The organism is Pseudomonas sp. P5_A12 (genome assembly GCF_056400685.1).
Genome location: NZ_JBFUKU010000146.1, coordinates 1 through 13,999 on the forward strand (window position 1 = coordinate 1; position 13,999 = coordinate 13,999).

Consider the following 13,999-nt stretch of genomic DNA (forward strand, 5'->3'; position numbering starts at 1 on the left):
GGCGGTGTGTCAGGCGACATTAATGTCATCTGATACTCCCTCTTCGCGAGCAAGCCCGCTCCCATATTTTTTTGTGTTGTCTTTGCCAAATCGCAGGCAATAAAAAACCGACCCTGAGGTCGGTTTTTCAACAAGCTTATCGCTTAAGCGGCAACAGCAAGGTTCAGGGCCTTGACGTGACCGTTCAGGCGGCTCTTATGACGAGCAGCCTTGTTCTTGTGGATGATGCCTTTATCGGCCATACGGTCGATAACTGGCACGGCCAGAACGTAAGCAGCTTGAGCTTTAGCAGCGTCTTTTGCGTCGATGGCTTTAACTACATTCTTGATGTAGGTACGAACCATGGAACGCAGGCTGGCGTTGTGGCTGCGACGCTTCTCAGCCTGTTTTGCACGTTTTTTGGCGGAAGGTGTGTTGGCCACCGTCGAGCTCCTCGAAAGACTTTTTAGGAAATAGCAAACAAAATAGGCCGCGAATCATGCCGATGAGTTGATGTCTTGTCAAGGGCGGTTGAGACGTTCCGCTAAGTGGTAGGTATAAAGAGGCGGGATATTTATTTCCGGCGCTTGACCTGTAAACTCGCGAGCTTTGGCTCTGTGCTGCTGCGGCGCGGAGTATCGCATAAGTAGGCGCTTTGTTCGCCTGCTGTTTATCGACAGGCACAAACTCTTTCAATGAATCTGCTCAAATCGTTGGCCGCCGTCAGCTCTATCACGATGATTTCCCGGGTTTTGGGGTTTGTTCGTGACACGCTTATCGCACGTACATTTGGTGCCGGGATGGCGACGGACGCCTTCTTTATCGCCTTCAAACTGCCCAACCTGCTGCGGCGGATCTTCGCCGAGGGGGCGTTTTCCCAGGCTTTCGTGCCAATTCTGGCCGAATACAAAAGCCAGAAGGGTGAGGAGGCGACGCGAACGTTTGTTGCGTACGTCTCGGGCCTGCTGACCCTGGCGCTGGCCCTGGTTACGGTATTGGGGATGATTGCTGCACCTTGGGTCATCTGGGCAACCGCGCCGGGTTTTACCGATACACCGGAAAAATTCGAGCTGACCACCAGCCTGTTGCGGGTGACCTTTCCTTACATCCTGTTGATCTCCCTGTCATCCCTGGCCGGCGCGATCCTCAATACTTACAACCGTTTTTCAGTGCCGGCCTTTGTGCCGACCCTGCTCAACGTCAGCATGATCGTCTTTTCGCTGTTCCTGACTCCGTACTTCGATCCGCCGGTCATGGCATTGGGCTGGGCGGTTCTGGTGGGCGGCCTGGCGCAACTGCTCTATCAGCTGCCGCACCTGAAAAAGATCGGCATGCTGGTGTTGCCGCGCCTGAACCTGCGTGACAGCGGCGTCTGGCGGGTCATGAAACAGATGCTACCGGCGATTCTCGGCGTGTCCGTGAGCCAGATTTCGCTGATCATCAACACCATCTTCGCGTCATTCCTGGTGGCCGGTTCAGTTTCATGGATGTACTACGCCGATCGCTTGATGGAATTACCGTCCGGCGTATTGGGTGTGGCGTTAGGCACGATTCTGTTGCCGACATTGGCCAAAACCTACGCAAGCAAGGATCGCCACGAGTATTCGCGCATCCTCGATTGGGGGCTGCGCCTGTGCTTCGTACTGGTGTTGCCGTGCTCGCTGGCGCTGGGGCTTCTGGCTGAGCCGTTGACCGTCTCGCTGTTCCAGTACGGCCAGTTCAGCGCCTTTGATGCGTCAATGACGCAGCGGGCCTTGATCGCTTATTCAGTCGGGTTGCTGGGCATTATCGTGATCAAAGTGCTGGCGCCGGGCTTTTATGCGCAACAAAACATCCGTACGCCGGTGAAAATTKCAATTTTCACCCTGGTGGTGACCCAGTTGTTCAACTTGATGTTGATCGGTCCACTGGCCCACGCCGGTCTGGCCCTGGCCATCAGTGCCGGTGCCTGCCTCAACGCCGGGTTATTGTTCTATCAGTTGCGCAAGCAGCAGATGTACCAGCCACAACCGGGCTGGGCGAAGTTCGGCGCCAAGCTCGTCATCGCCGTATTGGTCATGTCTGCGGTGTTGCTGCTCGGGATGCATTTCATGCCGGCGTGGGATCAGGGGCATATGCTGGAGCGGTTCCTGCGACTTGGTGCTTTGGTCGCGGCCGGTATCGTCTCTTATTTCGGGATGTTACTGCTGATGGGCTTCCGTTTGCGCGACTTCAATCGCAAGGCATTGAGTTGAGGTTGCGGCCTCGATAAGCACGGGCGAGCCGGTGGTTTTGTCGGCTCGATCACTTTGGTTACGGTGTTGCCTGTCGTCGGCCGCCGGGTGTGGTTATAATCGACCACTTTATGAGCAAGAAGCGCGTTATGCAGCTGGTTCGAGGCCTCCAAAATCTGCGCCCCCAGCATCGGGGCTGTGTCGCCACTATTGGCAACTTTGACGGTGTTCACCGTGGCCACCAGGCTATCCTGGCGCGGCTGCGTGAACGTGCGCTCGAGTTGGGCGTGCCCAGCTGCGTGGTGATTTTTGAGCCGCAGCCGCGAGAATTCTTTGCCCCGGACACGGCCCCCGCCCGTCTGGCCCGGCTGCGGGACAAACTGCAGCTGCTGGCCGACGAAGGTGTCGACCGCGTTCTGTGCCTGGCTTTCAACCAGCGGCTGAGCAAGCTCAGTGCCAGCGAATTCGTTGATACCATTCTGGTGGACGGCCTTGGTGTGCAGCACCTTGAGGTCGGTGACGACTTCCGCTTCGGCTGCGACCGAGTAGGAGATTTCGATTTCCTGCAACAAGCCGGCATTGTTCAGGGCTTTACCGTCGAAGCGGCGCAAACCGTCGAGCTGGACGGCATTCGCGTCAGCAGCACCCAGGTCCGCAATGCCCTGGCCGCTGCTGATTTTGCCTTGGCCGAGCGACTGCTCGGGCGACCGTTCCAGATTACCGGGCGGGTGCTGCACGGCCAGAAGCTGGCGCGCCAGTTGGGTACGCGCACGGCCAACATACAACTCAAGCGCCGTCGCGTGCCGCTGACCGGGGTTTACCTGGTCAACGTCGACATCGACGGCAAGACCTGGCCAGGCGTCGCCAATATCGGCGTGCGGCCCACGGTTCAAGGTGATGGCAAAGCCCACCTCGAAGTGCATCTTTTAGATTTTGCCGGCGATCTGTATGACCGGCGTTTGACGGTGGTCTTCCACCACAAGCTGCGTGAAGAGCAGCGTTTCGCCTCTCTGGAGGCGCTTAAGACGGCGATCAATGCGGATGTCGCCGCCGCCCGTGCCCTGTCGCACCTAGCGCCAATCGCTAATGAAGAGCCTTAAATGACCGACTATAAAGCCACGCTAAACCTTCCGGACACCGCCTTCCCAATGAAGGCCGGCCTGCCTCAGCGCGAACCGCAGATTCTGCAGCGCTGGGACAGCATTGGCCTGTACGGTAAGTTGCGCGAGATTGGCAAGGATCGTCCGAAGTTCGTCCTGCACGACGGTCCTCCGTACGCCAACGGCACGATTCACATCGGTCATGCGCTGAACAAGATTCTCAAAGACATGATCATCCGCTCGAAGACCCTGTCGGGTTTCGACGCGCCTTATGTTCCGGGTTGGGACTGCCACGGCCTGCCGATCGAGCACAAAGTCGAAGTGACCCACGGCAAGAACCTGGGTGCGGACAAGACCCGCGAACTGTGCCGTGCCTACGCCACCGAGCAGATCGAAGGTCAGAAGTCCGAATTCATCCGTCTGGGCGTGTTGGGCGACTTCGCCAACCCGTACAAGACCATGGACTTCAAGAACGAGGCCGGTGAAATCCGCGCCCTGGCTGAAATCGTCAAGGGCGGTTTCGTGTTCAAGGGCCTCAAGCCTGTGAACTGGTGTTTCGACTGCGGTTCGGCCCTGGCTGAAGCGGAAGTCGAGTACGAAAACAAGAAGTCCTCGACCATCGATGTAGCCTTCCCGATTGCCGATGAAGCCAAACTGGCTGCCGCTTTCGGTCTGCCGTCGCTGGCCAAGCCGGCTTCGATCGTGATCTGGACCACCACCCCGTGGACCATCCCGGCCAACCAGGCGCTGAACGTTCACCCGGAATTCAACTACGCCCTGGTCGACGTCGGCGACAAACTGCTGGTACTGGCCGAAGAGCTGGTCGAGTCGTGCCTGGCCCGTTACAGCCTGCAAGGTTCGGTCATCGCGACCACCACCGGTAAAGAGCTGGAACTGATCAATTTCCGTCACCCGTTCTACGATCGCCTGTCGCCGGTTTACCTGGCCGAGTACGTTGAACTGGGCGCCGGCACGGGCGTGGTTCACTCTGCACCGGCCTACGGCGTGGACGACTTCGTGACCTGCAAGAAATACGGCATGGTCAACGACGACATCCTCAATCCGGTACAAAGCAACGGCGTTTACGCGACCTCGCTGGAATTTTTTGGCGGCCAGTTCATCTGGAAAGCCAATCCGGCCATCGTCGACAAGCTGACGGAAGTCGGCGCGCTGTTGCACACCACGATCATCGAACACAGCTACATGCACTGCTGGCGTCACAAGACCCCGCTGATCTACCGCGCCACCGCGCAGTGGTTCATCGGCATGGACAAAGAGCCTGTGACCGGCGACACCCTGCGCAAGCGCGCAATCAAAGCCATCGAAGACACCAAGTTCGTCCCGGCCTGGGGCCAGGCACGCCTGCACTCGATGATCGCCAACCGTCCGGACTGGTGCATTTCCCGCCAGCGCAACTGGGGCGTGCCGATCCCGTTCTTCCTGAACAAGGAAAGTGGCGAACTGCACCCACGCACCGCCGAGCTGATGGAAGAAGTCGCCAAGCGTGTCGAAGTCGAAGGCATCGAAGCCTGGTTCAAGATGGACGCTGCCGAACTGCTGGGTGATGAAGCACCGCAGTACGACAAGATCAGCGACACCCTGGACGTCTGGTTCGATTCGGGCACTACGCACTGGCACGTCCTGCGCGGTTCGCACTCGATGGGCCACGAAACCGGTCCACGCGCCGACCTTTACCTGGAAGGCTCGGACCAACACCGTGGCTGGTTCCACTCGTCGTTGCTGACTGGTTGCGCGATCGACAACCACGCGCCGTACCGCGAACTGCTGACTCACGGCTTCACGGTTGATGAGTCCGGTCGCAAGATGTCCAAATCTTTGGGCAACGTGATTGCACCGCAAAAGGTCAACGACACCCTGGGCGCCGACATCATGCGTCTGTGGGTGGCATCCACCGATTACTCGGGTGAAATGGCGGTTTCCGAGCAGATCCTGCAACGCAGTGCGGACGCCTACCGGCGTATCCGTAACACCGCGCGCTTCCTGCTCTCGAACCTGACCGGCTTCAACCCGGCCACCGACATCCTGCCGGCCGAAGACATGCTCGCGCTGGACCGTTGGGCTGTGGACCGCACGCTGCTGCTGCAACGTGAGCTGCAAGAGCACTACGGCGAGTACCGTTTCTGGAACGTCTACTCCAAGATCCACAACTTCTGCGTGCAGGAGTTGGGCGGTTTCTACCTCGACATCATCAAGGACCGTCAGTACACCACTGGCGCCAACAGCAAGGCCCGCCGTTCGGCGCAAACCGCGCTGTATCACATCTCCGAAGCGCTGGTGCGCTGGATCGCGCCGATCCTCGCGTTCACTGCTGACGAGCTGTGGGAATACCTGCCGGGCGAGCGTAACGAATCGGTGATGCTCAACACCTGGTACGAAGGTTTGACCGAGCTGCCGGAAGGCGTCGAGCTGGACCGTGCCTACTGGGAGCGGATCATGGCCGTCAAAGTGGCCGTCAACAAAGAAATGGAAATCCAGCGCGCGGCCAAGGCGGTCGGTGGCAACCTGCAAGCCGAAGTGACGCTGTTCGCCGAAGAAGCGCTGAGCGCCGACCTGGCCAAGCTGAGCAATGAACTGCGCTTCGTGTTGATCACTTCGACCGCCACCGTCGCGCCATTTGTGCAGGCACCGGCCGATGCCGTAGTCACCGAAGTCAGCGGCTTGAAGCTGCAAGTGGTCAAGTCGAGCCACGCCAAGTGCGCCCGTTGCTGGCACTGCCGTGAAGACGTTGGCGTGAACCCGGAGCATCCGGAAATCTGTGGTCGTTGCGTCGACAACATCAGTGGCGCTGGCGAGGTCCGTCACTATGCCTAATGCCGTTGGCCGTTTTGGACGGCTGAGTTGGCTCTGGTTGAGTTTGCTGGTCCTGGTCATCGACCAGGCCAGCAAGTTCTACTTCGAAGGCAAGCTCGAGATGTACCAGCAAATCGTGGTGATCCCCGATTTGTTCAGTTGGACCCTGGCCTACAACACCGGTGCGGCGTTCAGCTTCCTGGCCGACAGCTCCGGCTGGCAGCGCTGGTTGTTTGCCCTGATCGCGATTGCGGTCAGTGCAGTGCTGGTGGTGTGGCTCAAGCGTCTGGGGCGCAACGAAACCTGGCTGGCTGTCGCGTTGGCGCTCGTGCTGGGTGGCGCGCTGGGTAACTTGTATGACCGCATTGCCCTGGGCCATGTGATCGATTTCATTTTGGTGCATTGGCAGAACCGCTGGATGTTCCCGGCGTTCAACGTTGCCGACAGCGCAATTACGGTGGGTGCCGTGATGCTGGCACTGGATATGTTCAAAAGTAAGAAAACCGGAGAATCCGTTCATGACTGAACAGGTATTGGCTGAGCAACGCATCCGCCAGAACACGGAAGTCACTTTGCACTTTGCACTGCGCCTGGAGAACGGCGACACCGTCGACAGCACCTTCGACAAAGCCCCGGCGACCTTTCAGGTCGGCGACGGCAACCTGTTGCCAGGTTTCGAAGCGGCACTGTTCGGCTTCAAGGCGGGTGACAAGCGTACGCTGACGATTCAGCCGGAAAACGCCTTCGGCCAGCCGAACCCGCAGAACGTACAGATCATCCCGCGTTCGCAGTTCAAGGACATGGAGCTGTCGCCGGGTTTGTTGGTGATCTTCAACGATGCGGCGAATACCGAGCTGCCAGGCGTTGTGAAAGAATTTGATGACGAGCAGGTGACCATCGACTTCAACCACCCGCTGGCCGGCAAGACATTGACCTTTGACGTCGAGATCATCAACGTCAAATCATTGTAATACTGTGGGAGCAGGCTCGCTCCCACATGGATTTCACTGTTCTCGGGCCTTGTGTTCGATCAACAGGCAGGCATTACTATTTCTTGCGCGCAAGACACGAGGCACAGCATGCAAATCAAACTCGCCAACCCCCGTGGCTTCTGCGCCGGCGTGGACCGTGCGATCGAAATCGTCAACCGCGCCCTGGAAGTGTTCGGGCCACCGATCTATGTGCGCCACGAAGTGGTTCACAACAAGTTCGTCGTCGAAGACCTGCGTGCTCGCGGGGCGATCTTCGTTGAGGAACTGGATCAGGTACCGGACGACGTCATCGTGATCTTCAGCGCCCACGGAGTTTCCCAGGCGGTGCGCACCGAAGCCGCCGGCCGTGGCCTCAAGGTGTTCGACGCGACCTGCCCGCTGGTCACCAAGGTGCACATCGAAGTCGCGCGCTACAGCCGCGATGGCCGTGAATGCATCCTCATCGGCCACGCCGGTCATCCGGAAGTTGAAGGCACCATGGGCCAGTACGATGGCAGCAATGGCGGCGCRATTTACCTGGTCGAAGACGAGAAGGACGTCGCCGCATTGCAGGTGAACAACCCGGAAAAACTCGCCTTTGTGACCCAGACCACCCTGTCCATGGACGACACCAGTCGCGTGATCGACGCACTGCGTGCGCGCTTCCCGGCGATTGGTGGCCCGCGCAAAGACGACATCTGCTACGCCACGCAAAACCGTCAGGACGCCGTCAAACAGCTGGCCGACGAATGCGACGTAGTGCTGGTGGTCGGCAGTCCGAACAGCTCCAACTCCAATCGCTTGCGTGAACTGGCCGAACGCATGGCCACCCCGGCGTATCTGATCGACGGCGCCGAAGACCTGCAAAAGAGCTGGTTTGACGGTGTCGAGCGTATCGGCATTACTGCCGGCGCTTCTGCTCCGGAAGTGTTGGTGCGTGGGGTGATCCAGCAACTGCAAGCGTGGGGCGCAACCGATGCCGACGAACTGGCCGGTCGCGAGGAGAACATCACGTTCTCCATGCCCAAAGAGCTGCGCGTGCGTTCCCTGCTTTAGCGCTGACATAAAGCCTGCTCCGCTTTATCGCTGCGCAGGCTGACGCGGCCTGTCGCAGCCAGCACCACCTGGAGCTGGCTGACGGGTTCGCGGGCTGCGCAAAAGTGCAGTGTTCCCGCTTGAAAGGCCCGTTCGGGCATCTGTGGTGTGCCTATCCCGCTGAATCGAATGTAACGCCTGACCGGCCAATTGCCGACAATCGGCACCCGAGCACCGCCCGCGCGCTCAAGCAGCAGCGGATTGCTGCTGTCCTTCGGCCCTTTGCCGCTGATGTCCAGAATGATCCGCCAGCCCTGACCCCAATCCCCGTTGATGCCATGAATCACAACGGCCTGATTGCGCGTGATGGCGATGGTTCGGGCGTTGCGTATCCCACTGACCAGCGCATTCGCCGCTTGCTCTCGATGGTTCGATTCAGTCAGTGCTGCGAACGCCGGACTGACCAACAGCAGAACAATTGCGGCAATCGCCAGTCCCATAAGCAGTTCGATCAGGCTGAAACCTTGCTGATGCATGGCATTTCCTTCCCTGGAGTGTTGTGACCCGCGCGGTCCCTGCGCGGTGATGGCAAACAACCTGGCTGCGCCGGTCGAGTTTTCTAGTGTGTAGTGGCAGGTATAGCCGACGGCAACTGAGGGCACCGATGGATCATCGTACAAAAGGTTTCACGCTGATCGAGCTGCTGATTGCGCTCGCGGTGTTGCTGATCCTGATTACCCTGGCGGTGCCGGCGTTTACCCGTTCGGTGCAAACCACCCGGGCCGATACTGAAATCGGCGGCTTGCAGCGTGGACTCAATTTCGCCCGACTGGAGGCCATCAACCGTGGCATCACCACTCGGGTCCGCCCGACAGCCAGTGGCAGCGTTTGGACCGGTGAATTGACGGTCTATGACGGTACTGGCACACCGGCCAATGTATTGCGGGTTGTTCCAGCGATGAGCAGCGGCGCCACCCTGACGCTAACCTCAGGAGTGACCGCGCTGGACTTCAACAACCTGGGCGGTTTGTCGGCACCGTCTACCACCGTCGTCATCAACTATGTACGGGGTACGCAAAGCAGGACGCTGAATGTGTGTTTGAACGGACGAATTTTATTGGGTGGAAGTTGCGGATGAGGGGATGGAACAAGCGTGCACAGGAGGGCATGACGCTGATCGAAGTCTTGGTTGCGTTGTTGATACTGACGGTAGGGCTATTGGGGGCGGCGGCGATTCAGCTCAATGCGCTGAAGTACACCGACAGTTCACGGATGACCAGCCAGGCCAGTTTTATCGCCTACGACATGATGGACCGCATCCGCGCCAATTCCGGCGCTGATTACACCGTCACGCCGCCGACCTCGGGCAACCAGAGTGTCGCCCGCGATCAGGATCTCTACGATTTCACCACCAACATCGTCAATTTTGGCGGCGCGACGGCCACCGGCAGCGTGGCGTTGAACCAGCGGGTCTACACCATCACCATCACCTGGGATGACTCGCGCGCCGCCAATACCGCGAACTCGCGCCGCAGTTTCGTCTTGACCAGTCGCGCCACGGTCGACCCGGTGTCCACGCCATGAGCCGCTCCAGCCGAGGGTTTGGTTTGATCGAGTTGTTGATTGCGCTGGCGTTGAGCCTGATCGTGGTGCTGGGTGTGGTGCAGATTTTCATCGCGGCTAAAAATACCTACGTCAGCCAGAACGTCTCTGCGGGGATGCAGGAGGACGCGCGATTTGTATTGAGCAAGATGATTCAGGAAATCCGCATGGTCGGCATGTTCGGCTGTCTGGGGACTATCACTGACTCAAGTGAAACAGGTGATTTTAAAGCAAGCCAGATAACGCCCATCAGTTGGGACAACGCCAACCGCAAGCTGACCCTGGTGACGGCGGATGTCGGCGGCGGGGGCGGAGTGCCAGCCTGGACGGTCATTACTGACTGTCGAAACTCGGCGACGGCGTACACCGGCCTGCGCAAACCCGCGACGGGGTTTCTGGCGTTTCCGGTACGGCGATTGATCTACAGCTTCAGAAATAACCAGATATTGATGGGGGCTGGCGCCGGCAAGCCAACCCAATACGTGCTGGTGAACCACGTGGAGGCGTTCAACGTCAGCTTCGGCCTCGCCAGTTCGGCCACCGATGTGGYCGCCTCCAGTTACAGCAGCAACCCGTCAGACCCGGCACGCATTCGCAGCGTACGGCTGAGTCTGACCCTCGCGGACCCGAACAACCGGGTGCACTCCCAAACCTTCGACGTGGTTGCCGCTTTGCGCAACCGCTTGCCATGAGGGTGGCTGCCATGACGTCTCACGCCCAACGCGGTATGGCGCTGCTGGTCAGTCTGGTGTTTCTGCTGTTGCTGACGTTGATCGGCCTGTCTTCGATGCAGAACGCCACCCTGCAGGAAAAAATGGCCGGCAGCGTGAGCTTGCGCAATCAGTCGTTTCAAGGTGCAGAAGCGGCGCTGCGGGTGGGGGAAAGCGCCGTGCAGCGGGACGGCTATTCACTGCCGATTTGCAGCAGTGGCCGTCAGTGCTCACCGCCACCCGAGTCAAAGTCTGTGACTGCCGCTGGGGTTAATTCCGCTTCGGGGGTGACCTGGATCGCATCCGGAGCGGGCTATTATGGTGTGCAAAATATTGGCACTACCCAGGCTGCCGTGAATTTACCGACTCACACCAAGGCAACCCTGTACCGGGTGACGGCAGTAGGTATTGCAGGCCATTCGCGCAGCGTGGTGGAGAGTATTTATGCAAAATATTAAGCGCCACATTGCATGGCGACTGCGGGGGTATGGCGTTGGGTTGTTGCTGTGCCTGTCGATGCCGGCCTATTGTTTTACGTCGCCGGACCCACCAACCCCGAGTAAACGTCGATGTCTGGCCGCTGGCAATTGGTACGGTTTCTATCGCGACAGACAGGGGTTGACGGCAATCTGCCTGAAGCTGCCCGAAGCGTTCAGCGTTAAGATGCTCGACGGCAATGGCGATGGCGTGGTCGATAATCCCGACGCAATTTCCAGCGGGGTGATCTATATCGGCGATAATCCGTCCTCCGATGGTGTCGCCAATGACATCACCGGAAATGATTCCGGAGATGTGATCACCCCAGTGGTGGAAAAATCCGGCGGCGGCAGCCGTCGCATCATGTGGCGCCAAATACAGTAAGTGAGAGTTGAGGCATGCGTAGATCCAACCGAGGTTTTACCCTGATCGAAATCATGATCGTGATTGCGATCATCGGGATCGTGCTGACCATTGCCGCCCCGAGCTTCACCGAATACCTGAATAAGGGCCGGCGCAGCGAAATTGCCGGAGTGTTATCCGAGCAGGCGCAGATCCTTGAACGGTTCTATTCCCAGAAAAATGTCTATACCGATGCCACCGGCCTGAGCGCCGGCAATGACTATTACACCATCACCCCGACCCTCACAGACCAGACCTTCTTGCTGACAGCGGTGCGCAAGGCCGGTTCGAGCATGGCAGCCGACAAGTGCGGGGATTTCACCCTCAGCAATACCGGTGTCAAAAGCATGGTCAATGCGGCAGACGGGTTGACCGCCAAGGACTGCTGGGGCGGCTGAGTTTCTTTTGGGGCGCCATTTGCGCCCTCTGTCTATTTAACGGTTGGATCTGAACATGATCAGGCAACAGCAAGTGGTGATTGTCGGCGGCGGCGTGATTGGGCTGCTGACGGCATTCAATCTCGCGTCCGAAGTGCACAGCGTTGTGCTGCTGGATCGTTCGAACGTCGGGCAGGAGTCGTCCTGGGCGGGGGGCGGGATTGTTTCGCCGTTGTACCCGTGGCGCTACAGCCCGGCGGTCACTGCGTTGGCGCATTGGTCCCAGGATTTTTATCCACAGCTCGGTGAGCGACTGTTCGCCGCGACCGGGGTTGACCCTGAAGTTCATACCACCGGTTTGTACTGGCTGGATCTGGATGACGAGGCTGAAGCGCTGGCTTGGGCCAAGCGCGAGAATCGTCCGCTGCGGGCTGTGGATATCTCGGCGGCACACGATGCGGTGCCGGTGCTGGGCGCGGGTTTTTCGCGGGCGGTCTACATGGCCGATGTGGCTAATGTGCGCAATCCACGGCTGGTGAAGTCGCTGAAGGCTGCGTTGCTGGCGTTGCCGAATGTGACAATCCACGAGCAGTGCGAAGTCAGCGGGTTTATTCGTGAAGGCGATCGGGTCGTTGGCGTACAGACCGCGACGGGTACCATTCAGGGTGATCAAGTAGTGCTGACCGCCGGCGCCTGGAGTGGGGATTTACTGAAGAGTCTGGGGCTGGAACTGCCGGTCGAACCGGTAAAAGGGCAAATGATTCTGTACAAGTGTGCGGCGGATTTTTTGCCGAGCATGGTACTGGCCAAGGGGCGTTATGCGATTCCTCGGCGCGACGGGCACATTCTGATCGGCAGTACGCTGGAACATGAAGGCTACGACAAGACACCGACCGATTCGGCGCTGGAAAGCCTGAAGGCATCGGCGGTGGAGTTGATTCCCGCGTTGGCGGATGCCGAAGTTGTGGGCCATTGGGCCGGGTTGCGACCGGGCTCGCCGGAAGGCATTCCTTATATCGGTCAGGTGCCAGGGTTTGAAGGCCTTTGGCTCAATTGCGGGCATTACCGCAATGGGCTGGTGCTGGCGCCTGCGTCGTGTCAGTTGTTTGCCGATGTGATGCTCGGCCGCGAGCCGATTATTGATCCCGAGCCGTATGCGCCGATTGGGCGCATCTAGCCTCAGAAGTTTTGGCGCCTGGAAAATCGCTTCGCGAGCAGGCTCGCTCCCACAGGGGATTTGCATTGCTCACAGATCCGATGTGGGAGCGAGCCTGCTCGCGAAAGGGCCCTCAATCCAGCCCTAATTTCTTGAGCCTGTAACGCATCGACCTGAACGATAAACTCAACCGCTGAGCCGCCGCCGTGCGGTTCCAGCGGGTTTCCTCCAGCGCCTGGAGGAGGAGTTTGCGTTCGACGTTTTCCAGATAATGTTCAAGATTATCGATCTGCGTCAGGTCCGGCACCGCGCCTTCAGCCGTGCAATTACCCTCGGCCAGTCGTAAATCACTGGCTTCAATCTGCTTGTTTTCACACAAGGTGTGAGCCCGTTCGAGCACGTTCTCCAGTTCTCTCACATTGCCCGGAAATCGATAGCTTTTCAGCGCATCCAGCGCGAGCGGATGGAGCGTCGCGGGAGGTCGGCCGCTGCCGGCCGCCAAGCGCTTGAGCACATGGCTGGCCAGTGGTTCGATGTCGTCACGGCGTTCGCGCAACGAGGGAACCCGCAGTTCGATCACGTTGAGGCGGTAGTACAAATCCTGGCGAAATCGTTCGGCAGAGACTTCGGCATCGAGGTCTTTGTGAGTGGCGCAAAGGATGCGCACATCGACCACCGTCTCCTGTTGTTCGCCGACCCGGCGAACTGTTTTTTCCTGAATCGCGCGCAGCAGTTTGACCTGCATGGCCAAAGGTAAATCCGCGACTTCATCGAGAAATAGCGTGCCGCCATGGGCGGCCTGGAACAGACCGGGTTTGTCTTCGATGGCGCCGCTGAAACTGCCTTTGCGATGCCCAAAGAACTCGCTTTCCATCAGGTCTGACGGAATCGCCCCACAGTTGACCGGGACGAAGGGTTGCTGGGCTCGCGGTCCTTGTTCATGGATCAGTCTGGCGACCAATTCTTTGCCACTGCCGGATTCGCCGCTGATGTACACCGGGGCCTGGCTGCGCGCGAGTTTGTCGATGTGTTTGCGCAGGCTGCGCATGGGCAGGGAGTTACCCAGTAACCGGCGATCAACGGCTGTACTGGCCTCGCCCGGTGCAGGCAAGCGCAGGGCGCTGGTGATTAGCTCTCGCAACCGAGTGAGGTCGACTGGTTTGGTC

Annotated in this window: 15 protein-coding genes and 1 pseudogene; 13 read left to right on the plus strand and 3 right to left on the minus strand. The window is 59.0% G+C overall.

Annotated elements, in window-relative coordinates:
* Positions 1 to 143 precede the first annotated feature (143 nt).
* Entirely contained in the window at positions 144 to 422 is a 279-nt protein-coding gene (gene rpsT / locus AC1DSG_RS18810) for a 30S ribosomal protein S20 (protein WP_007942340.1), read from the minus strand.
* A 252-nt stretch (positions 423 to 674) separates the two neighbouring features.
* Here rpsT and murJ point away from each other — a divergent pair, with 252 nt between their 5' ends.
* The 6 genes from murJ to ispH all read left to right on the plus strand — a co-directional run bounded on the left by murJ (position 675) and on the right by ispH (position 8,130).
* Positions 675 to 2,213: a murein biosynthesis integral membrane protein MurJ gene (murJ, locus tag AC1DSG_RS18815; RefSeq protein WP_477792229.1), complete on the plus strand. Its 1,539-nt coding sequence runs from the start codon at positions 675 to 677 to the stop codon at positions 2,211 to 2,213.
* A 128-nt stretch (positions 2,214 to 2,341) separates the two neighbouring features.
* Positions 2,342 to 3,292, plus strand: coding sequence for a bifunctional riboflavin kinase/FAD synthetase (ribF, locus tag AC1DSG_RS18820; RefSeq protein ID WP_223515504.1), 951 nt, complete (start codon positions 2,342 to 2,344; stop codon positions 3,290 to 3,292).
* Positions 3,293 to 6,124, plus strand: a complete 2,832-nt coding sequence (ileS, locus tag AC1DSG_RS18825) for an isoleucine--tRNA ligase (RefSeq protein ID WP_477792230.1) — start codon at positions 3,293 to 3,295, stop codon at positions 6,122 to 6,124.
* Positions 6,117 to 6,629 carry a signal peptidase II gene (lspA, locus tag AC1DSG_RS18830; protein WP_477792231.1) on the plus strand — a complete coding sequence of 171 codons (513 nt, stop codon included), beginning with the start codon at positions 6,117 to 6,119 and terminating at the stop codon, positions 6,627 to 6,629. Before ileS ends, lspA begins: the two co-directional genes overlap by 8 nt.
* 7 nt (positions 6,630 to 6,636) lie before the next feature.
* Complete coding sequence (gene fkpB, locus AC1DSG_RS18835) at positions 6,637 to 7,074, plus strand: FKBP-type peptidyl-prolyl cis-trans isomerase (RefSeq protein WP_178128963.1); 438 nt, start codon at positions 6,637 to 6,639, stop codon at positions 7,072 to 7,074.
* A 108-nt stretch (positions 7,075 to 7,182) separates the two neighbouring features.
* Complete coding sequence (gene ispH / locus AC1DSG_RS18840) at positions 7,183 to 8,130, plus strand: 4-hydroxy-3-methylbut-2-enyl diphosphate reductase (RefSeq protein ID WP_477792232.1); 948 nt, start codon at positions 7,183 to 7,185, stop codon at positions 8,128 to 8,130.
* Here ispH and AC1DSG_RS18845 read toward each other — a convergent pair.
* Positions 8,127 to 8,645, minus strand: coding sequence for a GspH/FimT family pseudopilin (locus AC1DSG_RS18845; RefSeq protein WP_477792233.1), 519 nt, complete (start codon positions 8,643 to 8,645; stop codon positions 8,127 to 8,129). The two genes, ispH and AC1DSG_RS18845, sit on opposite strands and share 4 nt — an antisense overlap.
* A 128-nt stretch (positions 8,646 to 8,773) precedes the next feature.
* On the opposite strand from AC1DSG_RS18845, the gene AC1DSG_RS18850 reads away from it, so the two are divergent.
* The 7 genes and pseudogenes from AC1DSG_RS18850 to thiO all read left to right on the plus strand — a co-directional run bounded on the left by AC1DSG_RS18850 (position 8,774) and on the right by thiO (position 12,854).
* Complete coding sequence (locus AC1DSG_RS18850) at positions 8,774 to 9,247, plus strand: GspH/FimT family pseudopilin (protein WP_477792234.1); 474 nt, start codon at positions 8,774 to 8,776, stop codon at positions 9,245 to 9,247.
* Positions 9,244 to 9,693, plus strand: a complete 450-nt coding sequence (gene pilV, locus AC1DSG_RS18855) for a type IV pilus modification protein PilV (protein WP_477792235.1) — start codon at positions 9,244 to 9,246, stop codon at positions 9,691 to 9,693. The genes AC1DSG_RS18850 and pilV overlap by 4 nt, the downstream gene beginning before the upstream one ends.
* Positions 9,690 to 10,403, plus strand: coding sequence for a PilW family protein (locus AC1DSG_RS18860; RefSeq protein ID WP_477792236.1), 714 nt, complete (start codon positions 9,690 to 9,692; stop codon positions 10,401 to 10,403). The genes pilV and AC1DSG_RS18860 overlap by 4 nt, the downstream gene beginning before the upstream one ends.
* Entirely contained in the window at positions 10,400 to 10,879 is a 480-nt protein-coding gene (locus AC1DSG_RS18865) for a pilus assembly PilX family protein (RefSeq protein WP_477792237.1), read from the plus strand. Before AC1DSG_RS18860 ends, AC1DSG_RS18865 begins: the two co-directional genes overlap by 4 nt.
* Positions 10,880 to 11,066: 187 nt before the next feature.
* Positions 11,067 to 11,282: pseudogene (locus AC1DSG_RS18870) on the plus strand (hypothetical protein); the annotation flags it as partial.
* A gap of 14 nt (positions 11,283 to 11,296) precedes the next feature.
* Complete coding sequence (locus tag AC1DSG_RS18875; RefSeq protein WP_477792238.1) at positions 11,297 to 11,698, plus strand: type IV pilin protein; 402 nt, start codon at positions 11,297 to 11,299, stop codon at positions 11,696 to 11,698.
* 55 nt (positions 11,699 to 11,753) lie between these two features.
* Entirely contained in the window at positions 11,754 to 12,854 is a 1,101-nt protein-coding gene (gene thiO / locus AC1DSG_RS18880; protein WP_477792239.1) for a glycine oxidase ThiO, read from the plus strand.
* A 112-nt stretch (positions 12,855 to 12,966) separates the two neighbouring features.
* Here the strand turns inward: thiO and AC1DSG_RS18885 are convergent.
* On the minus strand, positions 12,967 to 13,999 hold a 1,033-nt coding region (locus AC1DSG_RS18885; protein WP_477792240.1), incomplete at its 5' end, for a sigma-54 interaction domain-containing protein.